This is a genomic window from Kastovskya adunca, assembly GCF_059505785.1.
Genome location: NZ_JCACLG010000049.1, coordinates 55,685 through 82,092, shown reverse-complemented (window position 1 = coordinate 82,092; position 26,408 = coordinate 55,685). Strand labels below are relative to the sequence as shown.

Here is a 26,408-nt window from a genome sequence, read left to right as displayed (position 1 = left end):
TGAACGGGTAGTGTCATCGCATCTCCTTGCTCCTGGGCTTCATTACTTCGGCTCAAAGCTCAAGCAACCCCTGTCGCCATCCAGCTCGGCGAAAACACCAACAGGGAGAGCGGCGTTGACACCGTCGTGACCGAAGGGGAGGTTGGAAACAACGGGAATGCCGAGACCACTGAGGCGATCGCGTAATACTTCTTCAATTTTCCAACTTGGTATCCCTGAAGGAGCTTCACAACGGCTAAACCGCCCTAAAGCAATTCCTTTAACGCCTTTAAATGCCCCACTCATCCGCCACTGAGTCAACTGACGGTCAATGCGGTAAGGAGCCTCTGTCACGTCTTCTAGCGCTAGAATCACGCCCTCTAAGGGGGGCATAATGGCAGTGCCAAGGAGATGAGTTGCCACGGTGAGGTTGCCAGGGAGGAGAATTCCCCTCGCTTTACCACCTCCCCAGCCGTTCCCTTGCAAGGGGTCTAAGGTGTGTTTTTCTACCCAGTTAAATAGCCGCTCAATTGACCATTCGGGTTCTGCGGCGATGGTCGTTAATACAGGTGCGTGAACGCCAGAGATGCCGATGTGGGATAAGCTCCAGAGTAAGTTGGTGATGTCGGAAAAGCCGATTAGCCACTTTGGGAGTCCTGAGTTCTGAGTTCTGAGTTCTGAGTGGTAAGGGAGGGCTGTTTGTTCCTGTAGCTCCCACGTCCAATCTTCCAGCAAACGAGTGCTACCGTAGCCCCCTCTGGCAGAGAGAATGCCTTTACATTCAGGGTCGTTCCAAGCCTCGGCGAGTTGGCGGCGACGTTCGGAATCTGAGCCTGCGAGGTAGCCGTCCTTGGCATCCCAGTTACTCGGAAGCTCGACTTTGTAGCCACGCGATCGCCAAACCGCAATTCCTTGTTGAAACGCCTCAAACTCTCGCAAAGCACCGCTAGGAACAATCACCCGCAGCAAGTCCCCCGGTTTTAGCGGTGGCGGTGGCTGGCACTTAAGAGATTTCAATAGAAGTTTATCCTTATTCACAACTGGCACTCAAATTTCAACGTCACCAACGACAGGCGCTGTAGACGCAAATATTTGAGGAAAGTCTATTTTATCGGCTCCGAACTGGTGGATTTCCAAGGAAGACGCCCAGGCTCGTTGTTATGAAAATCTCCTTTTTTGAGGTGAAATTCAATTTAACCGTGCGGTACATTCTAAAATCAGCTTTTGGTTAATCAAGGCATAAGGCTGAATTTCTAAAGCGTTGCGGAATGCTTGAATGGCGGTGTAATACTCACCTAATGCAGCACAACACAGACCTAGACCGTGAAATGCACCGAAATGCACCGGATTTAGCTCAAGAACTCGATTGCAGTCATTTTTTGCCTTTTCGTACTCTCCGATGATGTAGTAGAGGACTCCACGCCGATTCCATGCTTCTGCAAAATCTGGTTGGTTCTCAATCAGTTCGGTGAGCAGTTCTTCAGCTTGTTTAATTTCTCCAAAGGTCAACAGCACCTGACTCCGCTCAATGAGTTCTCTACCATACATGCCCTTCTGCTGAAACCAGATGCGCCAGAGTTCTACTGTCGCCCGATTGCGAACAGCCTCATCTGGGTTTTTCAAATCTTCAAGTAAGGCTTCAATTGATGTCTCGCTCATAGCTGTACAGGTTTTTCGCACTAGAAAGTGACAGCATTTTTGTCTTTACTCTAGTTAGTATTGTTGCCCTGTTCAGTTTTAATAACCTCTCAGGAGCAGTAGACTTTTTGAGTCAGAAGGATGAGATCAAGTGCTTTATATCTCCGTGTGAACGGAGAGACTACTGTAGCTGATGGTCTAGTTCCTAGCCTCTGATCAGCCTAAAATGTCGTTGAACCAATGTTCAACGCGATCGCCCATGGCTTGATTTGAGTATTCCTTAACCACTCGTTGACGGCAAAGCTGACGGTCAATTTCCCCCAAGCGCCCAATTGCTGCTACTAGCCCCTCTACGCTGTCGGGTTCCACCAAAAAGCCTGTTTTCCCATCCTCGACGATTTCCGCTGGCCCACCGCGACGATAGGCGATCGCTGGAACACCACAAGCCAAGGCTTCAATAGCGACATTGCCAAAGGCTTCCACCCAGCGCGGCGTCACGAGTAGCGCCCGACATTCCCCTAGGCGCTTTTGTAACTCTGCCGTTTCTAAAAATCCTTCATAGTGAATAGGGGCGTTTGGGTAATCCTGGTTAATTTGCTGCCAGTAGGCTTTATTTTCCATAAAGCCCATAATCTTCATAGGAATTCCCGTAATCTGCGACGCCGCCACCGCATCTTCTAAACCCTTCTCTGACGAAATTCGACCCACCCAAGCTAACCCAGCTGAGGGGTGTTGGCAAAAGTCGTACTGCGATAAATCAATACCATTGCCTAAATATTGGCACTGACTCGCAAAGGGAAATGTCTGAGCCTGAGCGTAACTGTGAACGCCAATCGTACCGGGAAACTGCGTTGCTACCCGTGCGATCGCCTCATCCATCACATCTGTTAGCGAACCCATACTGACTAAATGAGCGATCGCACAGTTAAAAAAAGGCGTCAGGTAAAACGGCAACCAATCATAGGCAAAATTAACAATCAGATCATAATTGTCCTGTACTTGTCGCGCGTAATCCCACAGATTCGCCAAGACTGAATTGTGGGGAATTACGACTGGAGCAGAGCGTCCTTGAGTTTGAGCGCTAATTTGATGGGAACCCGCAATTTCTACCAAAGGCATTCCCCAAGCTGTAGATCCCTGAGGCGCTACGATCGTGACCCTGTAGCCCCGCTGCACCAGTTCAGTGGCGATATTACGCAACGTCAACTCTACCCCTCCCCCCAACCCTGACCCCAATGTGCCAATGGAGGTGGAGACAAATAAAAGTTTTTTGGTCATCAGTTACTAGTCAGTTATTGTTAGTCCTGAGAGGGGGTGCAGGGGAGCGGGGGTGCAGGGGAGCGGGGGTGCAGGGGAGCGGGGGTGCAGGGGAGCGGGGGGTGCAGGGGAGCGGGGGTGCAGGGGAGCGGGGGTGCAGGGGTGCAGGGGAGAACCTCTTACCCTTCATACTTCATACTTCATACTTCACCCTTCATACTTCATCCTTCATACTTCACTCAGGACTCAGGACTCAGGACTCAGGACTCCCAAAGTGGCTGCTACTCCTTCGGATTGTCCGAGCTTTTGGAAGGCGGCAAACTATCTAATGTAGATGCGTTGTGGATGCGGTTGAGTTGGTTTAATGCCCAGCGGGCTGTATCCTGAACTTCCGGGTTGGGGTCATCAGCCGCATGGCAGAGTAATTGGCTAGCTTGCGAGACTAATTCATAAATGCGGGTGACATCCCGAATGGCATTTTTCCGTACCTCGGCGTTTTCGTCTTGCAGAGAAATTGCTAAGGCTCTATTCATCGGTTTGAGGGTTCTTGTACCAATTTGCGACAACGCTTCTAGGATTAAGCTGCGCTGCTTGGAATCAGAATCAACCATCAAGTCTATCAGGGGTTGTACTGCCCTGGAATCCCCCCGTTGAGCAAGTTCCCAAATAGCCTTCCGCCGCTTTGTTGGGTCAGGTGCTTGTAAATCTTTGATTAAAGCATCAACAATATTGATTTTGGCAAGGCGAGTAGTTTTTTGCAGGGGGATGGAATCATTAGGATTCTGGCGGCTGGCTCGATTGTCGGGATTATTTGTATCGGCAACGGGTGAAACAGCAGCGAGGTGCCCATTACTATCAACTTCATGATGCCGCGCCTCTTCTTGGAAGTCTTGCGGACTGGCATTTAGATTGCTGAGTAAAAATTTATCGTCTTGTCTGGAGGTCGATTTGGGAAGGGCGGTTTTTGGAGGGCTATTAAACCACCTGAGTAGCAAGAAAAGTCCTCCACCTAGGGTGACAAGGGCGACGCCTGTACCAACCAATACCCAAGGAATTTTCCTTCCTGGGCTAGCTTGTGCCGCATCTGTTGTCGGGTTTGCTGGGGTGGCTGACGCCGTTGGCTCGGCCTCTGCACGTTGTTTTAGGCTGTTACGAGTTGCTTGCCCGGCGACGCCATCGGCAACTAAACCGATTGAGGTTTGAAATTCGGAGACGGCACTTTGTGTACTTTCGCCGTAGGTGCCATCAGCTAAGCCATCGTAGTAGCCGAGGGTAATTAGCTGTTTTTGCAGCTCAATGACGGGTGCGCCGCGATCGCCTAATTGGAGTACTGGTTGATTGGCAGACACTGGAGGCGCTTGCGCCACTTCTAGGGGGTAGACCTTGGCAGCAGTCCAGGCATTCGCTAGCCCCAAGAATTCGGAGGGGCGGCTGGAACTGGGATTAATACCCAGGCAGGTAATGCAGGTAGCTATAAGTACAGTAAATCGGTAGCGAATCATAGACTAAGCAAGGTCTTAAGGGTGCAGCCAGTGTTACCCGTCTAGAAATTACTTGAACTAAACTAGCTCAATCGTAACTGCATCAAGTGCAGAAAATTGATTCGTAACCTATCAAGTTCAGGACTGATGCACCATCAAGAAATTTTGGTTAGTAGACGTTCGCCCCTCGCCTTCCTTAAAGCACCAAAGTAGAGAATAACCGTATTGCTATTGTTTTCTAAGTCTACTAACGATTGTGCAACATTTCGGTGTCTGATTGATCAGACCCTAAGAGGTGATTTAGAGGCGTCTGGTAGTGGCTTTTTCTCGTCCAACTCATTTTCTATTTCCTGAGTCGCTGTTTCTGAGGCGATTGATTGAGTATTTAGCTGGCTAGGCGATCGCTGTGCCAGATTTTCTCGTTGATTGATTAAATAGATGCTAATTAAAGTAAAATTGACTCCTATCCACTGTAAGGGGCTTAGGACTTCAGATAAGATTAAATTTCCTAATAAAAGAGCAAAAACGGGTGTAAGAAAGGTCAAAGAACTCAAGCTGGTGAGATTTCCCTGAGAGGCAAAGTAGAAAAATAACCCATAGGCGATCGCACTGCCAAAAATCGTCGAGTACGCTAGCGCCATCCAGCTAGAGAAGTCGAGCTGCACCCACTGCTGAGTTTCCCAAACACCAGAAAGGGCAAACATGATCGCCCCGCCCAAAACCATATGCCAACCTGTCGCCATCACCGGATCGACGTAACGGCAGACAAAGCGAATCATCACCGTTCCCAATGCCATCGACAGCGCCGCTAACAACATTAGCCACTCGCCACTCTCAAATAGCTGCTGGAAACCTACAGATGCCGTAATTTCCTTGCCTTGTAGGAGATTAAAAATCCACTCGTCCGGTAAGCCAATCAAGCTGATGCCGAAAATACCAATACCCAGTCCCAGCCAGCCCCACAGCCCAATGACTTCGCCAAACAGCCACGCCGATAAAATTGCCACGGCTAGGGGTTGGGAGTCAATCATCACGCTCCCCAAACCTGCCCCGGTTTTCACCAATCCTTCAGCTAAAAATCCTTGAAACATCGCCCCATCTACTAGGGCAAACAGGCTAATCCATAGCCACGCTTTCCAGCCTTGCGGTTGGGAACGCCCCATGAAGATTGCGGCTCCCAACACCAAGGCTCCCGCAGGTAACAAACGCACCCCCGCCATAAACAACGGTGTTGTATTAGGAATCACGCTTTTCATTGCTACCATTGCCGTTGCCCACAAAAAGAAGGGGGCAATCAGGAGTAAGGCAGAAAAGACAGATTGCTGGTTAGTGAGCTTAAGCTGCATAAGATTGCTTTGGTGTGGGCTAAAGAACGATTAAAAATGAATTTTTAGAAGTGTATTTCTTGAATTGTACTCAATTCCTAAATTTTGTTAAGTAATTGTACAAGTTTCTCCGCCAGCACTAGTAGCTATGAGCGAGCAACAAAATCACCAATCCTGGCTGAATCGTGCAAACTAGAGAAAGGTTTGCACATTTGCAGCGATCGCCTAGCGTAGGGTGTGTCGCGACCTTACTATCCCACTTCTCACATTTAAGATTCGTTCCTAAAATCACCCATGGTCTGGCCCTTTAAGCCCAAAACTCGAAAGCAAATTGCCCGTATTGAAATTACAGGTGCGATCGCTAGTGCAACCCGCAAACGGGTTCTGGATGCACTGCGTACTGTCGAAGAAAGAAAGTATCCCGCCTTACTACTGCGAATTGATAGCCCTGGCGGTACCGTTGGCGACTCCCAAGAAATTTATAGTGCTTTGCTGCGCCTGCGAGAGAAAGTCAAAATTGTTGCCAGCTTTGGCAATATCTCAGCATCAGGTGGCGTTTATATCGGCGTGGGAGCAGAACATATTGTCGCCAACCCCGGCACGATCACCGGTAGCATCGGTGTGATTCTGCGCGGGAATAACTTAGAACGCCTGCTCGATAAAATTGGCGTTTCCTTCAAAGTGATTAAATCTGGCCCCTACAAAGACATTCTCGCCTTCGATCGGGAACTGACTGAGCCAGAAAAAAATATTCTGCAAGAACTAATTGATACAAGTTATCACCAATTTGTTCAAACAGTTGCCGAGGGACGCCGACTGACGGTAGAAAAAGTAAGAAGCTTTGCTGATGGTCGAATTTTCACAGGAGAGCAAGCCTTAGAGTTAGGGGTTGTTGACCGACTGGGTACTGAGGAAGATGCCCGCCGTTGGGTGGCAGAACTAGCTGGGCTTGACCCAGAAAAAACCAAGTGTCACACCATTGAGGAACCCAAACCTTTCTGGAATCGCCTTGTATCTAGTGGACAAAGAGCATCAGCACTATCGGCTGGTATAGACTGGGTAGAATTTGAACTGTCTACTAGTGGTCAGCCCTTGTGGTTATACAGACCTTAATTAAGGGGGATAGGGAAATCAAAAGAAGTAGCGCCAAGCAGCTCTTATTAAAGAGACGCTGACCTTGTCTCAGGAGCTAGTAAATGCTCTAGTTTTTTTGATTTTTCCTAATTCCCAGTCCCTAGAAAAGGAGGATTTAACGTGGAGTGGCGAGTCAGAGCAATCCGTGGAGCAACAACTGCCTCAGCTAATACAGTTGAGGCAATTCGAGAGGCAGTGTCAGAATTGCTAAACGAACTGGAAACTCATAACCAGATCGACTACGAAGAAGTTATCAGTGCCATCTTCACAACGACAAAAGACTTAGATGCGATTTTCCCCGCAGCGATCGCACGAGAACGTCCCCAGTGGGATAATGTTCCTTTGTTAGATGTTCAGCAGATGCACGTTGAAGGCAGTTTAGAGCGTTGCATCCGGTTTCTGATTCACGTCAATACTCCAGCATTACAAGCAGAAATTTACCATCCCTATCTCCGTCAAGCAAAAAATCTTCGCCCTGATTGGAGCCAGTCTCAAGTAGCTTTACCCACTTCGTCAGCGAGACAATCCCGCTACCGATAACATCTCAGCGTCAGATCATCGTCGGTAATGCCCAATCAGAAATAAAATTAATTCATCCCAAAAATTGCCATAACAAAAAAGGGAGCCTGTCAGATCTGCTCCCCTTGGTTTGCTGAACTTGCGAGATGCTAGCGCTTGGGATCTCCGACTTCTTAGGGAAGCCGGGGGTCTCGCCTTACTTGTTTAGCTTAAGCCTTTTCTATTTGCTTGTTGTCGGGTTTAGCAAACAGGTGAATGCCGACAAATATATCGTAGATAAAATGCCAGAAGTCTTTTGGTCTCAGCAGTCCTAAGGATTGCTCGCAGCCTTTCTCATCTAAAAGAGGTTTAGCCACGTAGTAAGCCGATTGATAGTTGTACCAGGGAATAGACGGCCACAAATGATGAATCAGGTGGTAATTTTGTCCCCCAATTAGCAAGTTTAAGACACGGTTGGGGTAAACTCTGGCATTTTTCCAGCGATCGCGCTCTTGATGAGGGCGATGGGGTAAGTAATCAAAAAATAACCCCAGTGCTAGTCCCACGATGGCGGACGGGATAAACCAAAAATTAAGGATATAGCCTAAAAAGCCATGAGTACAGGCAATATAGAAAATACTCCCGACAAATAAACGGCTCAAGAACCATTCTAATAATTCATATTTACGCCATAATCTGCGCTTGAAAAAGAATATTTCGTGATAGAGAAACCGGGCATTGATTAACCACAACGGCCCTCCTCTAGAAACAAAGTAATCCGGGTCGTTTTCTGGGTGGTTAACATTGGCGTGATGCTGCAAATGAACCCGCGTAAATACAGGAAAAGAAAACGCTAACAGCAACGCACTACTATGCCCCATGATGGCATTAATAATACGATTGCGATGAGCGGAATTATGACAGGCATCGTGAATTACTGTCCCTGCCAAATGTAGGGCAAGAACGTTGGTGGTAAAGCAGCACCAATCTGGCCAGTTCCAGAGCCAATAACCAAAGTTTGATAGCACGACCATCAAGAGCGAACTCACAAACATTACAAAGGTGGGACTGCGGTACCCAGGGGTCTCCAGTAATTCTCTTGGGACTGTTAGTGGCTTTGTTGCCTCCACCATCGTTGTAATTGCTCCTTGTTATTGTCTTTTTGTAGTATAAGATACTTATCAGATTATATAAAGATTTATTAAAAAATTGGTTTATAAAAATACTTGGATTGATAACTTGAGCTGAAAGTTCGGCTCTGATAGGTATGTTGGCTGAGCACAAAGCTGACATTGATGATGGGAACAGCTGAGACTGTGGGAGAGCAGGTTTATAGAATACGGCTCCTGTGGTTGAAAGGTAGAAAGATTTCCGTTTTTCTGCAATCTACGCCAGTATCTAGTAATTTTAGATATTGCAGATAGAAAGCTACTAACTTGAGAATAATAAATACCCTATCTCTTTAATTTTATATATATATCTAGTTTTAATATTGGCTTTCTATTTTAGATTGACCATTTGTAAAATAATTATAGGCGAATAATATATCCACAACAGTAAATTATTTCCTACTATTTAGAATAGCTAAAAACTTGGGGAGATTAGTAGTTTTTAGTAGGCGTCAAGCTAGAACAGAGGCTATGATGCCGATATTAATGGCAAGCAATTTAGAAGTGGAGTTTTAGTGATGCCACAGCGCTTTAATTGTCTTTTGGGGTTTAAGTGGCTGGGTTTTTCGGTTGGTGTAGCAGCTTTACTAGGAAGTAGTACCTCGGCTACAGCGATCGCTCCCAGTCAGACACAGGTATTGGCTCAGAATGTAGAGGTAGAAACAGAGTCTCAGACTTCGGAGGCTAATGATGTGAATCGGTTTGCTTGCCAGCTTTTGAATGGAAAATACACGGTTATCTATTACCCTCAAAGTCAACCGGATGAAGCCTACCCTTGGGCAGTACCGAGTGAATTGGGTGGAGGCTGGACGCCTGAACGCCGTTGCAACACGATTGGCGATCGCTTAGAGTCTTATCGTCCTGATGGTTTGCTGGAAATGCAGACGGCGGTTGAAAATAACCACAACATCGTTTGTGTGACCACGCAGCAAGATCCTAGTTGTCGGATTGTCCTAACGGTACCTCCAGGTCAAGATCCAGGAATTATACGCGATCGCGTTTTCCAGAACTTAACGATTGCTGATAGTGGTCAGGAAACAGAAGCCGTGAATACTTTTGTCGGTCGGGGTAGCAATTCCCAACTACTGAATCAAATTTTGAACCAAGGCTTATCTGTGTTAGGGGTAGGAAATGAGCGTGTTGGACAAAGTAACAGTATTAACCTGCGTCCATTTTTAGACCGAGCCGATGGTGGTACAGGTACCCGGTTAAATGGTGGTGTTCGGACGCCTGCTAATCCTCGCCTGAACCCAAATAATTTTCGCTAAGTTGAGTGGAGGTTTTGAGCGCGATCGCCTCCATCGGGCAAGGTGATGAATAAGATGACGCTGGATGATTTATAAGTAATTGCTTCCGCTTGTATGGATCAACAGCAAGGTCAGAATCGGAAAAGCTTTGAGAGCGATCGCTGCCAAGTCATGAATTGACGTTGAAATATAGCGATCGCTCAATTTTTTGAGAACTTTTAAAAGCTGGTGACAGGATTTGAACCTGCGACAGGCTGATTACAAATCAGCTACTCTACCAACTGAGTTACACCAGCAGCTAAAAACAATATATCAAATTCTGTGAACCACTGCCTGGGCTTCTGAAGATTTTACTTGTTTCAGATTCTGGATAATTAGCTGTGGCGATCGCCCTGACTCCTTCTACAAGGGAAAGCATCTGCTGGCTATCGGGTTAACTCGACGAAATTTATGGCAAATTGCACAAAAAAGTCTTCGTCTGCGTTAGTATCTATTGTCATACCTACTAAGTCCGGTATCCCGACCGATTAACTGGGGATTAAGACGAGGACGTTCTATGCACTTATGGCAAAAAATCACTCAGCGATCGTCACCGCTATTAAAGAGTCAATGGCTCCCAAACTGGCTACACCTAGCTCCCCTCAAAAAGTTTGCGTGCTTCTTTTTAGTAGGGGTTAGTTTCAGTGTAGCGATCGCCTCCTGCTCTGCCCCCGTTACCTCCGCAGGAAAAGACCGAGTTGAGCTAACCCTCGTCTCCAACGTTGTTACCAGAGCAGCATACGAAAAAATCATTCCCCAGTTCGCAAAAAAGTGGAAACAAGAACATAACCAGGACGTGACTATCTATCAAAGCTACGGTGGCTCTGGCGCTCAAACCCGTGCTGTGATTGATGGATTAAACGCCGATGTCGTTTCCTTGGCGTTAGCACTAGACGTAAAGAAAATAGAAAAAGCCGGACTGATTGAACCGGGATGGGAAAAAGAAGCACCGAACAATTCGATTCTTTTTCAATCAGTTGGGGCAATTGTTACTCGCCCAGGCAATCCCAAAGGAATTAACTCCTGGGAAGACTTAGCCAAAGATAATATTAGTGTCGTTACCGCTAATCCCAAAACTTCCGGCGGTGCGCGGTGGAACTTCCTTGCCTTGTGGGGTTCAGTGACTCAGGCGGGAGATGACGCCTCCAGTGAGTCTGGGCAAGTTGGCGAAGCCCTAGACTTTACCAGCAAGGTCTACAAAAACGTTCCCGCCCTTCCCAGAGACGCTCGTGAAGCCAGCGATGCCTTCTTTAAGCAAGGGCAAGGCGATGCGCTGATTAACTACGAAAATGAAATTATTCTGGCAGCAAAACATGGCTTAATACTTCCTTATGTGGTGCCTGACGTAAATATTTCGATTGATAATCCCGTTGCTGTAGTGGATAAAAACGTCGATAGACACGGCAACAGAGAAGTTGCTGAAGCCTTTGTGCAGTACCTCTTTACCCCAGAAGCGCAACGGGAATTTGCCAAAGCTGGACTTCGCCCTGTAAACCCAACCGTGGCAAAGGAAGTAGCAACTCAGTTTCCCAAGGTCAAAACCCTATTTACTGTTCAAGACATGGGAGGTTGGAACGCAGTCCAGGAGAAGTTCTTTGCCGATGGTGCCATCTTTGACGAAATCCAATCTCGTATTCAGTAGGGAATTTAAAAAGCACGAAAAGAAAGCCGACTTTTTAATTTTATTGAGTTGTTCATGACTTCTACCTCTCAACGAACTCCAGCTTGGAAAAATTCAGTCCGCCAGCTTACTCAGCTTTCTTTGCCTTGGCGGATTACGATCGGGTATCTCACGATCATGCTGCTGTTACCCGTATCGGCATTGCTCTTGAAAGCAAGCATGGTCAGCCCCAGCAAGTTCTGGAGCATTGCCACCAGCCCGATTGCACTGGCTGCCTATGAGGTTACCTTTGTCACAGCCTTGGTGGCAGCACTGATCAATGCCGTTTTTGGCGTGTTAATTGCTTGGGTGTTAGTCCGCTATGACTTTCCCTTCCGACGGTTGATTGATGCGGCGATCGATTTGCCCTTTGCCCTCCCAACCGCTGTGGCTGGTTTGACACTGGCAACGGTGTACAGCGAGAACGGCTGGATTGGCTCTTTGCTGGCACCATTGGGAATCAAAGTTGCGTTCACTCGTCTGGGAGTCGGCGTTGCCATGCTGTTTATCTCCTTGCCCTTCGTGGTGCGGACATTGCAACCTGTGTTGCAGGAACTAGAGCCGGAAATGGAAGAGGCAGCATGGAGTTTGGGAGCCTCGCAATGGCAAACCTTTTGGCGAGTCTTGCTACCACCCCTGATCCCGGCGATGTTGACAGGTGTGGCATTAGGGTTTTCCCGTGCGGTTGGGGAGTATGGTTCGGTGGTGATTGTTGCTGCGAATATTCCCTTTCGTGACTTAATCGCTTCGGTGCTGATTTTCCAGCGGTTAGAACAGTATGACTATGAAGGTGCAACTGTGATTGGCACGGTGCTGTTAGGGATTTCCCTATTAATTTTGTTGGCAATCAATCTGTTACAAGCTTGGGGGCGACGTTATGAACTCTGATTTAGGAGAGGTTTTTCAGCCAGGAACTTCTACGGAAAAACCATTGCAGGCAAACCGAGAGAAAGCCTGGGTTAAACCTGTTTTGATTGGGATAGCGCTTACCTATTTAGGCTTAGTCTTATTTATTCCCGCCATTAATGTCTTTGTACAAGCTTTTCAAGGTGGGGTTGATCCGTTTTTCGCCAATCTGACAGAACCTGCTTTTCTTAATGCCGTTAAGCTGACTCTGATCATTGCCGTGATTGTTGTGCCGATCAATATGGTATTTGGGCTATGTGCAGCATGGGCGATCGCGCGGCATCAATTTTGGGGACGCGCCTTAGTTGTGAGCCTATTAGATATTCCCTTTGCCGTCTCTCCCGTCGTTGCAGGCTTGATGATTGTGCTGCTTTACGGACGGAGTGGTTGGTTTGGCCCCTTCTTGCAGGGAGCAAATATTCAAGTGATTTTTGCCCTACCTGCAATGGTGCTAGCAAGTGCGTTTATCTCTATGCCGTTTGTTGCTCGCGAAGTCATTCCAGTTTTAGAAGAAGTGGGTTCTGAGCAAGAAGAAGCGGCAAAAACTTTAGGAGCGAACAACTGGCAAATTTTCTGGCGTGTCACCCTGCCTAATATCCGTTGGGGGCTTTTGTATGGTGTGATTTTAACCAATGCCAGAGTTATGGGGGAGTTCGGTGCTGTATCAGTTGTCTCTGGCAACATCATTGGTAGAACCCAAACCCTACCGCTGTTTGTGGAAGAAAACTATAAACAATACCTAACGCAATCTGCCTTTTCCGCCGCTGTGCTGCTTGCAGGACTTGCCTTTGTAACGTTAGTACTCAAAGAAATCCTCGAACGTAAAACCCGAATTGAGGAGGTTGAATAGAAGTTGCTATGACCCTTAACAATCCCGAAAAATTACATGAAGAGCCCCTAGTTGCATCGTCATTAACTCAGAATGATCAAGGAGCCGACAGACCGACTCAAACTCGCATCCGCATCCGCATTCCGAAAGAATACAACGACGAACCTATTATTTCACGGCTAGTTTCTCACCACGGTGTCACGGTCAATATCGCAGCGGCTCTGTTAGGGGCAAATGCACGCGATGACGGCTGGTTTGATCTAGAGCTACGAGGATCAAACCGCCAAATTCAAAGCGCGTTGATCTACTTAGATGAAATGGATTTGGAGACTTGGAGGGGAGCTAATTCAGAAGAAGATGGTTGGTAAGCCCTGTTGCTTTTAACCATTTCTTCTAACTATTAACCTTTACCTACTTCAAGCCATATTGCTTTCAATTGCCCAACGTGCTAACTCCGTTCGGTTATGAAGTCCTGTTTTACCTAGCATGTTAGAAACATGGCTCTCAATGGTTCGTTGACTGACATTGAGTTTCTCGGCGATTTCACGATTTGCCATGCCTCGGGCAACAAATTGCACGACTTTCAACTCAGTTGGCGTCAACTCAACATCAGCAGGAACCTGAAGTTTTGGCCCGCTATCTGCACCTGTGCCAGAGTGATGAATTAGACGGCTAGCCTGCTTTAGGGATGACTCGACTTGGGCAACTAGTTCTTCCGGTTCAAAGGGTTTGACCATGTAAACATCAGCCCCTGTACTCAGCCCTTTAACTCGGTCTTGACTTTGACCTTTGGCAGAGAGAAATAGCACGGGAATCCAGCTGGTTTTCTGGTCTTGTCGGACATGTTCTACCAGAGCATAACCATCCATCTCCGGCATCATCACATCACAAATGATCATGTCGGGGACTTCTTGCTCTAAGACTAAGAGTGCTTCCCGACCATTCTCAGCCGTGATCACTTCGTACCCACGAAACTCTAAATAATCCTTGACTAGCAAGATGAGATTGGGGTCGTCATCAATCAGCAGCAGTCGCTTATTCTCTTGGACACCGTTTTCTTTCATACTATGACACTCATCATGCCTTGCTTGCTGAAAATTAGCTAATTGCCTTCTATGTATTATCCACGAGATCATTACTCGTTACTAACTTTACCGCTACTCAGTGAGTTCACACAGGAAAGATGTAATTTTTCCTTACTTTGGAGAGCAAAATGGGCAGAGGGTTTCACTGAGGACAGTCTCGTAAATCCTAGAACTTACGTAGGCGATGTAGGTCTTATGCTAGTGTACTGAGTTTAAAAAAACTTATGCTAAAGCCGTCATATAGCTTAAAAGGCTCTTAATCCTGGCGATCGCTTTTTTGGTCTAACTTCCGGTGAATAATTACCGGAAAATTCGGTCGTGCATCCCTAAGGATTAGCGGGTTTTGTATCCTGTTCTCCCGGAGTGTCTGAGCTTGGTGCGGCGTCTTTCTTTGCCTGATCAGCCGCGTTAACAGGAAGACACTCCGGTTGGGGTAAAGGATGAACCAAAAAGGCATATTCCTCTACAACGTTGTTACCGATGAGATGCTCTTGAATGATTTGCTCGATGACGTCGGGAGTGGCATGGCGATACCAGACCCCATCGGGATAGACGACTAAAATTGGCCCTGCTGTGCAAACACGCAGACAGTTCGCTTTGGTGCGGAAGACACAGCTAGGACGCTCGTTGGTTGGTTGGTCGAGTTTCAGTTCCTTGAGGCGTTTTTTTAGGTAGTTCCAGGCTTCGATGCTGCTTTCTTTGGTGCAACATTTAGCCACAGTCTGGTCAGCACAGATGAAAACGTGTCGTTGAATTCGATCGAGTTTTAGGCTTTGTACGCTGAGTGTTAAATCGTCTGGCTTACTTTCCGCTGTCACGTTTGGTGTGGCTTCTGAGTTAACGGCGTTTTGGGAAAGGGTTAGGGCTGGGGCTTGGCGATCGCTTTTTTCTGCTGGCATTGTACCTATAGTTCTGTGAAAGCTAGCTGGCTGTCTTTGCGCCGCTATCATACATAAGTTCGGGAACCCGTACCCATGATTTTGTTGCGCTCACTGGCTTATTTTAGATAAATTAGCACTCAGGGGTTGAGAGTGCTAACTTAACTCCTACAGTAGATGAAGTGGAGAGAAATGTATGGCAGCTGTAACTCTAAGTGTTTCAACCGTTAAACCATTAGGCGATCGCGTTTTCGTAAAAGTAAGCGCCGCTGAAGAAAAAACTGCTGGTGGAATCTTGCTACCAGACAATGCTAAAGAAAAACCCCAAATTGGTGAAATCGTCTCCGTTGGCCCTGGAAAGCGCAACGATGATGGGTCTCGTCAAGAGCCAGAAGTGAAAGTTGGCGACAAGGTTCTTTACTCCAAGTATGCGGGTACTGACGTCAAGCTAGGCAATGAAGAGTACGTTCTACTTTCTGAAAAAGATATTCTTGCCGTCGTTTCCTAGTTTTTAGTTTAAGTTTTTGGTTTTTAAAACTAAAAACCTGTAATTAATTAACCCGTAACTCACCACATAACCACTCACACCAACAAACAACTAATATGGCTAAACGCATCATTTACAACGAGAATGCTCGTCGCGCCCTCGAAAGAGGTATGGATATCCTAGCGGAAGCCGTTGCTGTTACCCTTGGCCCTAAAGGTCGCAACGTTGTTTTAGAGAAGAAATTCGGTGCGCCGCAGATTGTTAATGACGGCGTCACCATTGCTAAAGAAATCGAACTAGAAGACAACGTCGAAAACACTGGCGTTGCTTTGATTCGTCAAGCCGCTTCTAAGACCAACGATGCGGCGGGTGACGGTACCACAACCGCAACCGTGCTGGCACATGCCATGGTCAAAGAAGGCTTGCGGAACGTCGCGGCTGGTGCCAATGCTATCTCCCTGAAGCGCGGTATTGACAAAGCCACAGGCTTCTTGGTGGAAAGAATTGCTGAACACGCCAAGCAAATCGAAGATTCTAAAGCGATCGCCCAAGTCGGTGCTATCTCTGCCGGGAACGACGATGAAGTCGGTCAGATGATCGCCGATGCGATGGACAAAGTCGGTAAAGAAGGCGTCATCTCCCTAGAAGAAGGGAAGTCGATGACCACCGAGCTGGAAATCACCGAAGGGATGCGCTTTGACAAAGGCTACATCTCTCCTTACTTCGCCACTGATATGGAGCGGATGGAAGCCGTCTTTGATGAGCCTTTCATCTTAATCACCGATAAGAAAATTACCCTGGTACAAGACCTTGTACCCGTGCTAGAGCAGGTGGCTCGTTCCGGTCGTCCCTTAGTGATTATTGCTGAGGACATCGAGAAAGAAGCCCTAGCTACCCTAGTAGTCAACCGTCTGCGTGGTGTGCTGAACGTCGCCGCAGTTAAGTCTCCTGGATTTGGCGATCGCCGTAAAGCGATGCTGGAAGACATTGCTGTCCTCACTGGTGGTCAACTGATCACCGAAGATGCAGGTCTGAAGCTGGACAATACCAAGCTAGAAATGCTGGGTAAAGCCCGTCGCATCACCCTAACCAAAGACAACACCACCATCGTCGCCGAAGGCAACGAGAAAGAGGTTAAGAGCCGTTGTGAGCTGCTCCGTCGTCAAATCGAAGAAACTGACTCTTCTTACGACAAAGAGAAGCTGCAAGAGCGCTTGGCTAAACTGGCTGGCGGTGTCGCTGTAGTCAAAGTTGGTGCGGCTACCGAAACCGAGATGAAAGACCGCAAGCTGCGCTTGGAAGATGCTATCAACGCTACCAAAGCAGCCGTTGAAGAAGGTATTGTCCCCGGTGGTGGTACAACCCTGGCTCACCTTTCTCCTCAGTTGGAAACTTGGGCAAACGAGAATCTGAAAAATGAAGCTCTAACGGGTGCGTTGATCGTCGCTCGTGCCTTGGCTGCACCTCTGAAGCGAATTGCTGAGAATGCTGGTCAAAACGGTGCTGTTATTGCTGAACGGGTGAAGGAAAAAGACTTCAACGTCGGCTACAACGCAGCTACCAACGAGTTCGTTGATATGTTTGAAGCTGGTATCGTTGACCCTGCTAAGGTGACTCGTTCTGCTCTGCAAAACGCGGCATCTATCGCTGGTATGGTGCTAACCACCGAGTGCATCGTTGTGGATAAGCCTGAGCCGAAGGATGGCGCTGCTGGCGCTGGTGCTGGCATGGGCGGTGACTTCGACTACTAATTCTCTACTAGGGCGAGCAATGTTCGCCTAATTACTGAAATAGCTGTTTCCTGGTGGAGACAGCTATTTTTTTTGTTTTTAATCCTGCACAAATAAAAAAAGATTGGGCATACAAGTTCACCAGATTGACTCGCTCCCTCCTAGGAAATTGGTGATGCAGCACGAAGCCACCCTTCCTTCCATCCCCTCCCTACTCCGCAATAGCAATGCGCTTCGCTGTTGCTGCACTGGGTTAGAGGAAGGGAATTCCTGGTGAGTCACGGTTAAGAGGCTATTTATAAAGTAAATCTAAAGAGGAGCAAAGAGGTTAAACACTAACGATAGGATGCTGACAAGAAACAAAGATAAGCGCAGGCGTGGTGTAATCCTGACATCACAGGGATTTCAGAAGTTACAGACCGCAATATCTAAAGCAGAATTTTTTGAAAACTCCGGCAATCGGTATACTCTCGAAGATATGAGCGATCGCACGGGCTTGGTTGTGAATACTCTGATGAAGGTATATGCCTGCGAAGCTAGGGTTGATAAGAAAACCCTAAAAAGCTGCTTCAGTGCTTTTAATTTGACTTTAAAGCCAACTGATTATTTCCGGGTCTCTCCTCAGATAGAGGAGGTTGAGGTATCAGACAATACACAGCCAGAGAAAGCTATAGAGCTGGAATTACCGGGTGGTCAAGTACCTCTGGATTCATCCTTTTATGTGGAGCGTCCCCCGATAGAGTCTGAGTGTTACAAGACAATTTTACAATCGGGGGCGCTCATCCGGCTCAAAGCTCCCAGACGGATGGGGAAAACTTCGCTAATGTCGAGGATTCTCGATCAAGGCGCAAATCTTGGCTTACGAACGGTGTCTTTAAGCTTTCAGTTAGCCGATGGAAAGATTTTCCAAGATTTGGAGCTATTCTTACGATGGTTCTGCGCTAACGTGAGCCTAGGTTTGCAACTCCCTAATCAGCTAGGGGACTATTGGGATGAGGCTTTTGGGAGTATTGTTAGCTGCAAGATGTACTTTGAGCAGTATTTGCTAGCCTCAATCGCCCAGCCTCTGGTGCTAGGTTTAGATGATGTCGATCGCTTGTTCTCCTATCCTGACTTGGCGAGTGATTTTTTTGGACTTTTGCGAACCTGGCATGAGGAGGCAAAGAATCGGGAAATTTGGCGAAAACTCCGGTTAGTTGTGGTATGCTCTACCGAAATTTATATCTCGCTGAGTGCCAATAAATCAGACTTAAATGTGGGGCTACCGATTGAGCTGCCGCCATTCACAAGCGAACAGGTGCAAGATTTGGCTCGACGGCATGAACTGGATTGGTCAGATGAGGAGGCACAGCAACTGACGGATTTCGTGGGTGGGAATCCCTTTTTAGTTCGGGTTGGACTATATCACATTGGACGTGGGGATGTCCATCTCAAGCAGGTGTGGCAAACGTCCTCTACAACAGGGGGAATTTATAGCAATCACTTACAACGACAATTATGGAACCTGCAACAAGAGCCTTCGTTGGCAGCAGCGTTTGGTGAGGTGGTGAGGAGCAAGGCACCTGTGGAGTTGGATTTGGTGGAGGCGTTTAAGTTGCAAAGTATGGGGTTGGTGCATCTTGTAGGCGATCGGGCGACGGTGAGTTGCCAGTTGTACGTGAGGTATTTTCGCGATCGCATAGCGAGCTAATTTATTGGTTTAATGACTTTCGATATATTGAAGGAGGAATTTGTCCGATGGATTCACTAAAACTTCTGTATCGGGACATGAACGAAAAAGTGCTGGAAGATTAGGCTAACTTTTTGGGTGGCGACGAAGAAGTCCAAGTGGAATTAGTACGGGAGCTGTCTTCGCGTTGGCGTAGCCGTATAGCAGGAGACTCGCTACCTTTTGGTGGAAACGGGATGGCAACAGGGTTATCGTATCTATGGAACTTTGTTACATTACACATCGATATTATCGAGCGCTTGCTCGCTCATTGCTGCATGATGGCTTATATAAAGGAATTGCTGTAGATGAGAGTTGCGGCGGGAATCCCTAAACAGCAGATTTTTTTGAGCTAAAGAAGCCTCGAACAACGATTTCTGACAGAGGAAAGCGATTTCGTGATAGGTGGAGTGCGATCGCTCCCTCCACTTCTTCAAAGTTGTCTCAATTCAAATAAAAATAGAGGGGTGATCGCGCTTGAGGAATGATGCCAAGGGTGGTAAAGTCAAGACTCAATTAAGGGCGCTCACTTTCCTCGGTAATAAATGTGGGTTTAAGGAGGGGGGGCAAGTTTACGCAGTTATTCCCATTAGTTGTAAATGGGATTGCTCTTTTGGTAGATCTAGCTCTTTACTTTCTTTCCATTCAGTCCATTCTTCTGGTAAAAACGTGATATCAGACTTTGGCACGGGGGAATAGTCTTGCTTGAGGGCGCAAAGGCGGTGGTGTTCGTTGATGTATTTATCGGGTTCGCGAACGTAATCGCCTCGGTGCTTGCGGACTGCCCGTTCGGTTTTCCAGCCTTCGACAATACTTAGAAATCCTCCCGATGAAGCTGCCTTGGCAATTTCGCTGAGTTTTGGCATCATTTCGTTGTAGAGTTGGTTAACTTCATCGCTAGATAGCTTAAATTCCTCTGCCATAGGAGTCCCATGTGCAGTTAAAAACTGCCATGCCAGATGCCGACATAAAGTCGCACTGTTTTTTACCAGTGGATGACTGAGGTTAACATTAACGACATCAGAATGATTGCCGGGTATGGGTAAAAAATGGACGTGTGGCTTGATATGTTCGGGATTGAGGCTATCTGGATTGCCACCTTTGCTATGCTCGCTCTTGGGTGCAAGGAGTTTAATTTCAGTGCGATCTGTGGGTTGAAAGTTACCACCGTCTGCATCTAGGGCGAGAACTGCCAAGTAGTTGCGGACGTTGGGGGGAATGGCTAGCATATCCAGGGTTCTGCTAGTATAGCCGCCTGGTACTGGGTCAATGGCAAAGATATTAACGTTGAGGGTATCTTCAAATACTTCAAAAAGCTTGTTGGCTATTTTTAAACAGGTGACTGCTCCCCGACTCCAACCGATAATGTTGACGGTATCGATGGGTTGGCTCATCTCGAATTTGAGGTGAATGAGCATCCAAACAGCTTTATAGACATTATCATCCCAACCGTTGCCCAAAGCTCTCCCCATTTGTCTCCAGACTTCGGGAGTGTTGCCCATGAAGGATAATTGAAATTCGTCGGCTTGCCTTTCTCCGAACAACCAATATTGTTTGGGTCCTTTGAGCGTGAGTCCACGATTTTGAGATTGTCCTTGACCTTTTTCTATACCCAAAATAGGGTTGAATTTACCGGGATAAGCATGGTGTACTCCGCTTTCAGAATCTTCTGCGGAGACTTCTTCGGAACCTGGCCCTTCGCAGATAAAGTAAGTGGGGTTTTCAGACTCTAACTTGAAGGGATAGGGGTTCTCTTCGGTGCGCTCACCAGTCTGGACGATTCGCGCTTCTCTTCCGATCATTACTATGCTCAATTGGCTAATTAGTTCATTGGGATTGGCGTCGCGATGAAAGTCTGTGCCGTGGTTGAAGATTGTAAAAACATTGTTCGACATGGGAATCATCCTACTTACTTGCTAAAGCGGCTAGCGGACTAATATCCCTCTTCTGTCACTCTCCGGTTTTTCGTAGGATTAGTAATTCCCAAAGACAAGGTATGCTGAGCCATGCAGGGGTTGGCGATCACATTTTGACCAATTTCGTATCTCCAAGAATTTCTACTCAGAAAAAATTGCGCGATCGCTTGCTCCATCTACACTCTAGAATTCAGAAAACGCAAGGCTTTTCGGAGAGTGACAGAAGAGGGATATCAGCTTCCTGTTTGACTCAATTCATTGATTTTTACTTCATACTGATCGATGAATTTCTGCACTTTATCAGATCTTTCCTCAAATTGATCTTCATCAAGCTGATTTTCTGCGTATTGGTTACCGAGATCTTCAAGTTTCTCTCTAAATGAAACCAGAAGATTTGAATAGAGCTGAATATCTTCTAATGCTTCTGATGATGCTGCCTGTTTAAAAGAATACTTCACTTCGTAAATGTAGAAGTATTGATAAATTTGTTCATTATTAAAATACTCCCTTGCTTTGTAAGAATCAGCAACAACAGTGGCAAACAAAGTTATACCAGGAACAATTGGCATAACTTGAGAGTAAGCGGAAAATGTCATAGAAGATTTGTTGCCAAAAGTGTCAAGAATTCCAGTTAAGACTTCAAAAGTTTTACCTGCAATGTAAAGCTCCCTGTTAGCCATCTTTACCACATTTTTTCCAACGTCTTCAGGCTTTTCTATGATAACGCCTTCAGGAGGTTTATTGCCCCCAAAAATTGCTTTAGTAACGCGCTCAATTACAGTTTTTAAGTTATTAAGCGACCAGTCTTTTTCATGCAAAAAATCAACGTTTTTTCCTGAAATAAAGTTTTGTTTGTCCCAGTTGTTCTCCTCGTAGTAACTACTGATTGTTTTGTTCTGTTCCTCCTCGTATGAGTCAGCTCTTTTTCTCAATTCCTCTTCTAGGTATTGAATGTATTGACGATATTTATCTTCCTTGGCTTGCATTTCTTGGATAGTTGGCGAGTGACCCATGAGATTTACCTCAGTTGCACAATCTTGCGTATGATTTAAGATGAACTTACATTGCATCATCCAATCGGACTAAACCACTCAAGTTTTGCATTTTAATATCTCAACTTAAGGATTTCACCTCTTCAATTGACCAAACTCAGTAATATCTTGGGTTTGGGTCATTGTAAAGTTTTCCCATTCGTTAAAGGCAACTCGCCTAACTTGGGAAATTTTTCCTTATCTTTTTAAGGAAGGCTCTAAAGTGTAATCAATCTGAGTTAAGTCCATCGATCGCAATCAGAGCGAGCGCTGCGATGATACCGATGCATCGACACAAAGATAAGCGCAGGCGCGGTGTAATCCTGACAGTTCAGGGATTTCAGAAGTTACAGACAGCAATATCCCAGGCAGAATTGTTTGAAAAGTGCGGCAATCGGCATAATCTCGAAGATATAGTGCATCTACAGAGGCGCGATCGCACGACAGTCAGTTGCCAGTTTTCCGCCCAGTATTTGCGCTCACGCCTCAGTAGCATAAGGCTTCAGGGCGCAGATGCTAGCGGAGATTTCCGCCGAAGATTGCTTATTTGCCGAGGGACGTCCAAATCCTTTCGCTTTGGGCAGGAGGGGTTGCAAAATCTCCCATTCCGCATCGCTTAAGTCACTGGCATAGGGTTGGCGGTTTGGATTGGCAATTTCAGGCAGACGAGACATTTGTCGGACTATCACTCAGCTTGTCCTAGTCTAAAATCGGCTTAAGGCTGATCCCGTGCTACTTCGGTTTTTCTTTATAAATCAGCTCTAAGGCTGTTGATGACGTGGTGGAAAACTGGGCAGTTCAATTGCCGCTAGGGAAGGTCGTTTTTTTGGAGGACGTAAGGGATAAACCACAGGCGAGGGCCAGTTTGATTGGTAAAGCATGGAGTCTTGGGAATAAGCTGATTCATCATCGAGAAAATCTTCATCCTCATACTCTGACTCCAGGTCATTTTCCGCCAGTAACTCAGAGAGGGGAGTTTCCTCACCGTCACTAAAGGGTAAATCCGTGCTAGTGGGTGGGTATAGTGACAAATCCGGGTCATGAGTAATTCCCGACGCCGCCGCGAGGGAGGACATTTCCGCTAGCAATTGCTGCTCCCACTCCTGCTCTGCTGCCAAGCTGCCATCAAATGCTGTCAGTTCTGGCTCGTTGGCGGTAGAGGCATAATAAAATTCCTCTTCAGAGGAACTGGCGTCAAAGTTGTCAAACTCTGTTGTAGTATTCGTGGCAGGGGATTCAGGTAGGGAAAGATCGCTCTCATGAGGAGCGAAATCATCAGCATCGTCTAGGAAATCTGGATCTGCTGACCAAGGTTGAATGGGTGGCGCTTTAGGGAGAGATTGCACCAAAGGGAGTATGTTGGCATTGCTAGGCGCTGGCGAAGCCTCACTGAGCGGTGGGGAGACTTCTAGGCACTTTTCTAGCGCTGCTTTAAATTGCAAGGTTTGACGTTGCTGCCGATGCAGGCGCGTTCTCAGTTCCCGACAGGTATTTGCTGATTGCAAGAGTTGGTGAGATTGTTCATCATAGTGCTGCTGGGTGAGGGCACATTCCCGCTCCATCTGGGCGATGCGTTCTTGGGTGCCTTCTAGCTGCTCAGACAAAGTTTCCACCAAAATTTGCTGACGCTGGGCAGCTTGATGAGAAGATTCTAGTTCGTGGAATAGACGGCTAACTTGCGATTGAGCAGTCTCTAATTCCAGATTTTGTTGAGCAATGAGCAATTCCCGTTCTTGGAAGTGTGCGGCTTGCACCTGTAGCTCGGCGTTGCACTCACTCAATAACTGTTCTAGTTGAGTGACTTGAGTGAGCAATTGTCGGTTGCGTTGACGAAGCTTTTGCACAACGGCAAACCAACTCGACTCTTTTTCTGACTGAGCTGTTGCTGGCACAGGGAGTTCGGTGCTACTAAGTAGCTGCCTAAAGTTTTGAGCTGCCATCGCCGGGGGCGGGGTCAGGTCAGAGTCCACAGGCTGTTGTGCGGACGCCTGAGGAGGGTCTGACGCATCGGTGGATTGAATGTCTATCGGTTCCGGAACGGGCGGGTTGTTTGGGGTGTCAGCTTCACTCATGGCTCTTCATCGATGAGGTCACAAATCTCAGGGCAGAGACTAATAAGGGCGATCGCCTCCACGCTGCTAGGATTGGGGTCTATCTAAACAATTGCCGTTCAATGCTTTACCCTGACTTGAGTGTGGGAGAGTAGGTTTTAACATCTCGTCCCTCAGCTAATCGAAAGTAGTGAGCAATTATTCCTCAGACCACAAATTCTTAGCTAAACAGACTTTAGCAGACTGTACCCTTTGAGACGAGTAGGAGCACCTTTTATCAATGGTTTATTTTCCCTACTCATGTCTGCTCAACCCACATTGACTTAAGATAAAGCGCTGATTAATGAATCTCGATGCATTAAGGCTCGGTCTACTAAGGACTGAATTTGGGTGCTAGTGAGGGAGTCGCCATTGGTGTAGTGTTCTAGCCAAGCTTGACTGATGATGTTAGACGAGTTTGGTAATTGATCTAACTCCCAGCCGGGTAAATTTAGCTCCTGCATTAATTGGGTCACTTTGGGGTCGTAGCTTAGAGCGATGCAGCGACACTCGGCAGCGGCTGCCATAATCAAGCTGTGGTAGCGCATTCCGATCGCCATTTCCACCCCGCGAAATAATCCTTTTAATTTTTTGGGGTCTTCTAGGGTAAAAATTTTACTGGCACCTGTAAGTTGAGACTGAATCGATTCGGCGATCGCTAAATCTTGAGTGGCTTGAAATGGCACGAGCAAGATGCAGGTATTCGTCGCTTTTTGGAAGTCAACCAAAGCTCGAGTCAAGTTAGCGAGGCGTTGCGGCGTCAAGAGAGGATGCGATCGCAACGTCACGGCTACCCTAGGAGCAGGTAAATCCCACAACCCTTCTACTGGGGTACTATCCAACGCCCAGACTGGATCGGGAGCCTGGATAAAGGGAATCTGCCACTCGCTGAGGATAGCAGCAGAACCGGAATCGCGCACGCTCACCGCCGTACATCCGCCAAATGACTGCCGCGCCACGCGCTGCGTTAGTTGACGTTTTAGGGGGCCAATCCCCTGCGCCCAGGCGATCGTTTTTAAGCCCATACGCTGGGCTAATCCCATCAAGCCCGCGTAGTAGAGAGGGCTAATGGCACTGGTGGTGTCTTGAATTAAACTGCCGCCACCCCAGATAAACACATCTGAATTTCGCAATGCTCTAATGACAGGAAACGCTGACATGCGATCGCAACTCCACACCTTGTAGCGCTTCCGCGTCTGGCTGGGATTTCCTGACAACACCAACGGCGTTACATTCTCCGGTAACATTTGCAACAGCGACGCCAGTAGCGCCTCGTCGCCGCCATTGCCTTTGCCGTAATATCCGCAACAAACTGCTCGAATTTCCCCCATCTAGAAACTTTATCAGCTTTCGCACCCAGGAGTAGCATGGGAAGATAGGGAGATAGGGAGCAGGGGAGCAGGGGAGCAGGGGAGCAGGGGAGCAGGGGAGCAGGGGAGCAGGGGAGATAGGAAGAACCTCTTACCTCTCACCCTTCACACTAGCCTCCGGCAACGGCTTCGCCGAACATACTTCATCCTTTCTTCCCTACACAGGACTCCCTTCATACTTCATCCTTCATACTTCATACTTTTTCCAACTATGCACGCTCTTTCAATTCCTACCTGGATGATCCACATTTCCAGCGTCATCGAATGGATTGCCGCCATCTGGTTGATTTGGACTTATGGTGAAGTGACGCAAAACCGCGCTTGGTGGGGTTTATCCTTCGCCATGCTTCCCGCCTTAGTTGGTGCTATGTGTGCTTGTACCTGGCACTTTTTCGATAACCCTACCTCTCTAAATTGGCTCGTCACGCTACAAGCGACAATGACGGTGGTGGGTAACTGTACCTTGTGTATCGCCGCTTGGTGGATTTGGCGTACAGCCAAACGCCCGAAGATAGACAAGTCTATACCTACTAGCCCTCAAATTGCTGATTCTGCTACAGAATAATGATTTCTAAAGATACGCTGTTTGCTATTTCCCTGTTTCCCTACCTGGGGTTTTTGTGGTTTCTGACTCGTTCGGGGCAGATGCCACGTTTAGCGCTGATTGGTTTTTATGCCTTGCTAGTGTTTGTGGCAGTGACTATTCCCGCCGGAATTTATGCCAAGGTGGTGTATAACGAGCAACTAGCAAATATTGATTGGTTGCACGGGGGAGCGGAGATTTTTCTGACGTTTTCTAATATTTTGGTGGTGTTGGGCTTTCGGCAAGCGCTTGTTCAACAGCGAGAGGCATCTGGGAAGTAAAGATTCATGACATTTGTAATGAATTGGCGTCTGGGCGATCGCTTTTTCCGGGTATCTAATTTTCTCATTTGGCAGCAAGCTAGCAGT

Annotated in this window: 26 protein-coding genes and 1 tRNA gene; 12 read left to right on the top strand and 15 right to left on the bottom strand. The window is 47.2% G+C overall.

The annotated features are described in order from the left end of the window. Window positions 1–42 precede the first annotated feature (42 nt). From AC5JR3_RS19275 to AC5JR3_RS19255, 5 genes are all read right to left on the bottom strand, one after another. The gene (locus tag AC5JR3_RS19275) at window positions 43–996 is read right to left on the bottom strand and encodes a S66 peptidase family protein (RefSeq protein WP_495848181.1); all 954 of its coding nucleotides are present in this window, start codon (window positions 994–996) and stop codon (window positions 43–45) included. A gap of 171 nt (window positions 997–1,167) precedes the next feature. After that, a complete protein-coding gene (locus AC5JR3_RS19270; RefSeq protein WP_495848180.1) occupies window positions 1,168–1,638 on the bottom strand; it encodes a tetratricopeptide repeat protein in 471 nt (156 codons plus the stop codon). A 195-nt stretch (window positions 1,639–1,833) separates the two neighbouring features. Then, window positions 1,834–2,895, bottom strand: coding sequence for a glycosyltransferase family 4 protein (locus AC5JR3_RS19265; RefSeq protein WP_495848179.1), 1,062 nt, complete (start codon window positions 2,893–2,895; stop codon window positions 1,834–1,836). Window positions 2,896–3,155: 260 nt separating this feature from the next. Then, window positions 3,156–4,376: a peptidoglycan-binding protein gene (locus tag AC5JR3_RS19260; protein ID WP_495848178.1), complete on the bottom strand. Its 1,221-nt coding sequence runs from the start codon at window positions 4,374–4,376 to the stop codon at window positions 3,156–3,158. Between the two features lie 260 nt (window positions 4,377–4,636). Then, on the bottom strand, window positions 4,637–5,701 hold the full coding sequence (locus AC5JR3_RS19255) for a DMT family transporter (protein ID WP_495848177.1): 1,065 nt from the start codon (window positions 5,699–5,701) through the stop codon (window positions 4,637–4,639). Window positions 5,702–5,974: 273 nt separating this feature from the next. On the opposite strand from AC5JR3_RS19255, the gene sppA reads away from it, so the two are divergent. Both sppA and aroH read left to right on the top strand, forming a co-directional pair. Beyond that, the gene (gene sppA / locus AC5JR3_RS19250) at window positions 5,975–6,793 is read left to right on the top strand and encodes a signal peptide peptidase SppA (RefSeq protein ID WP_495848176.1); all 819 of its coding nucleotides are present in this window, start codon (window positions 5,975–5,977) and stop codon (window positions 6,791–6,793) included. A 141-nt stretch (window positions 6,794–6,934) separates the two neighbouring features. Then, window positions 6,935–7,354: a chorismate mutase gene (gene aroH / locus AC5JR3_RS19245; RefSeq protein ID WP_495848175.1), complete on the top strand. Its 420-nt coding sequence runs from the start codon at window positions 6,935–6,937 to the stop codon at window positions 7,352–7,354. Window positions 7,355–7,542: 188 nt separating this feature from the next. On the opposite strand, the gene crtR is transcribed toward aroH, so the two are convergent. Then, window positions 7,543–8,445 carry a beta-carotene hydroxylase gene (crtR, locus tag AC5JR3_RS19240; RefSeq protein ID WP_495848174.1) on the bottom strand — a complete coding sequence of 301 codons (903 nt, stop codon included), beginning with the start codon at window positions 8,443–8,445 and terminating at the stop codon, window positions 7,543–7,545. A gap of 554 nt (window positions 8,446–8,999) precedes the next feature. On the opposite strand from crtR, the gene AC5JR3_RS19235 reads away from it, so the two are divergent. Next, the gene (locus AC5JR3_RS19235; protein ID WP_495848173.1) at window positions 9,000–9,749 is read left to right on the top strand and encodes a COP23 domain-containing protein; all 750 of its coding nucleotides are present in this window, start codon (window positions 9,000–9,002) and stop codon (window positions 9,747–9,749) included. Between the two features lie 202 nt (window positions 9,750–9,951). Here the strand turns inward: AC5JR3_RS19235 and AC5JR3_RS19230 are convergent. After that, window positions 9,952–10,024 (bottom strand) — tRNA-Thr (locus tag AC5JR3_RS19230). A 260-nt stretch (window positions 10,025–10,284) separates the two neighbouring features. Between AC5JR3_RS19230 and AC5JR3_RS19225 the strand changes: the two genes are divergently transcribed. Genes AC5JR3_RS19225 through AC5JR3_RS19210 form a run of 4 tightly spaced genes read left to right on the top strand, consistent with a single transcriptional unit; the run spans window position 10,285 to window position 13,530 of the window. After that, on the top strand, window positions 10,285–11,409 hold the full coding sequence (locus tag AC5JR3_RS19225; protein WP_495848172.1) for a sulfate ABC transporter substrate-binding protein: 1,125 nt from the start codon (window positions 10,285–10,287) through the stop codon (window positions 11,407–11,409). Between the two features lie 54 nt (window positions 11,410–11,463). Further along, complete coding sequence (cysT, locus tag AC5JR3_RS19220; protein ID WP_495848171.1) at window positions 11,464–12,315, top strand: sulfate ABC transporter permease subunit CysT; 852 nt, start codon at window positions 11,464–11,466, stop codon at window positions 12,313–12,315. Further along, window positions 12,305–13,183 (top strand): sulfate ABC transporter permease subunit CysW, encoded by an 879-nt coding sequence (gene cysW, locus AC5JR3_RS19215; RefSeq protein ID WP_495848170.1) that lies wholly within the window; start codon window positions 12,305–12,307, stop codon window positions 13,181–13,183. Before cysT ends, cysW begins: the two co-directional genes overlap by 11 nt. Before the next feature lie 8 nt (window positions 13,184–13,191). Then, window positions 13,192–13,530: an NIL domain-containing protein gene (locus tag AC5JR3_RS19210; RefSeq protein ID WP_495848169.1), complete on the top strand. Its 339-nt coding sequence runs from the start codon at window positions 13,192–13,194 to the stop codon at window positions 13,528–13,530. Between the two features lie 48 nt (window positions 13,531–13,578). On the opposite strand, the gene AC5JR3_RS19205 is transcribed toward AC5JR3_RS19210, so the two are convergent. Continuing rightward, window positions 13,579–14,226 carry a response regulator transcription factor gene (locus tag AC5JR3_RS19205; protein WP_495848168.1) on the bottom strand — a complete coding sequence of 216 codons (648 nt, stop codon included), beginning with the start codon at window positions 14,224–14,226 and terminating at the stop codon, window positions 13,579–13,581. A 347-nt stretch (window positions 14,227–14,573) separates the two neighbouring features. Further along, window positions 14,574–15,146: a (2Fe-2S) ferredoxin domain-containing protein gene (locus tag AC5JR3_RS19200; RefSeq protein ID WP_495848167.1), complete on the bottom strand. Its 573-nt coding sequence runs from the start codon at window positions 15,144–15,146 to the stop codon at window positions 14,574–14,576. 175 nt (window positions 15,147–15,321) lie between these two features. On the opposite strand from AC5JR3_RS19200, the gene groES reads away from it, so the two are divergent. From groES to AC5JR3_RS19185, 3 genes are all read left to right on the top strand, one after another. Next, entirely contained in the window at window positions 15,322–15,633 is a 312-nt protein-coding gene (gene groES, locus AC5JR3_RS19195; protein WP_495848166.1) for a co-chaperone GroES, read from the top strand. Window positions 15,634–15,728: 95 nt separating this feature from the next. Next, entirely contained in the window at window positions 15,729–17,363 is a 1,635-nt protein-coding gene (groL, locus tag AC5JR3_RS19190; protein WP_495848165.1) for a chaperonin GroEL, read from the top strand. Between the two features lie 325 nt (window positions 17,364–17,688). Continuing rightward, window positions 17,689–19,032: an AAA-like domain-containing protein gene (locus AC5JR3_RS19185; RefSeq protein ID WP_495848164.1), complete on the top strand. Its 1,344-nt coding sequence runs from the start codon at window positions 17,689–17,691 to the stop codon at window positions 19,030–19,032. A 254-nt stretch (window positions 19,033–19,286) separates the two neighbouring features. Here the strand turns inward: AC5JR3_RS19185 and AC5JR3_RS19180 are convergent, their stop codons facing one another. From AC5JR3_RS19180 to csaB, 6 genes are all read right to left on the bottom strand, one after another. Continuing rightward, complete coding sequence (locus AC5JR3_RS19180; protein ID WP_495848163.1) at window positions 19,287–19,487, bottom strand: hypothetical protein; 201 nt, start codon at window positions 19,485–19,487, stop codon at window positions 19,287–19,289. Window positions 19,488–19,622: 135 nt separating this feature from the next. Beyond that, window positions 19,623–20,945 (bottom strand): hypothetical protein, encoded by a 1,323-nt coding sequence (locus AC5JR3_RS19175; RefSeq protein ID WP_495848162.1) that lies wholly within the window; start codon window positions 20,943–20,945, stop codon window positions 19,623–19,625. A gap of 254 nt (window positions 20,946–21,199) precedes the next feature. Continuing rightward, entirely contained in the window at window positions 21,200–21,979 is a 780-nt protein-coding gene (locus AC5JR3_RS19170; protein ID WP_495848161.1) for a hypothetical protein, read from the bottom strand. Window positions 21,980–22,476: 497 nt separating this feature from the next. Then, window positions 22,477–22,671: a transposase gene (locus tag AC5JR3_RS19165; protein WP_495848160.1), complete on the bottom strand. Its 195-nt coding sequence runs from the start codon at window positions 22,669–22,671 to the stop codon at window positions 22,477–22,479. 87 nt (window positions 22,672–22,758) lie between these two features. After that, window positions 22,759–24,069, bottom strand: a complete 1,311-nt coding sequence (locus AC5JR3_RS19160; protein WP_495848159.1) for a hypothetical protein — start codon at window positions 24,067–24,069, stop codon at window positions 22,759–22,761. Between the two features lie 302 nt (window positions 24,070–24,371). After that, a complete protein-coding gene (gene csaB / locus AC5JR3_RS19155) occupies window positions 24,372–25,418 on the bottom strand; it encodes a polysaccharide pyruvyl transferase CsaB (protein ID WP_495848158.1) in 1,047 nt (348 codons plus the stop codon). 250 nt (window positions 25,419–25,668) lie between these two features. Here csaB and AC5JR3_RS19150 point away from each other — a divergent pair, with 250 nt between their 5' ends. Beyond that, window positions 25,669–26,022 carry a DUF2499 domain-containing protein gene (locus AC5JR3_RS19150; protein WP_495848157.1) on the top strand — a complete coding sequence of 118 codons (354 nt, stop codon included), beginning with the start codon at window positions 25,669–25,671 and terminating at the stop codon, window positions 26,020–26,022. Next, window positions 26,022–26,321: a DUF3593 domain-containing protein gene (locus AC5JR3_RS19145; protein ID WP_495848156.1), complete on the top strand. Its 300-nt coding sequence runs from the start codon at window positions 26,022–26,024 to the stop codon at window positions 26,319–26,321. Before AC5JR3_RS19150 ends, AC5JR3_RS19145 begins: the two co-directional genes overlap by 1 nt. Window positions 26,322–26,408: the final 87 nt, after the last annotated feature.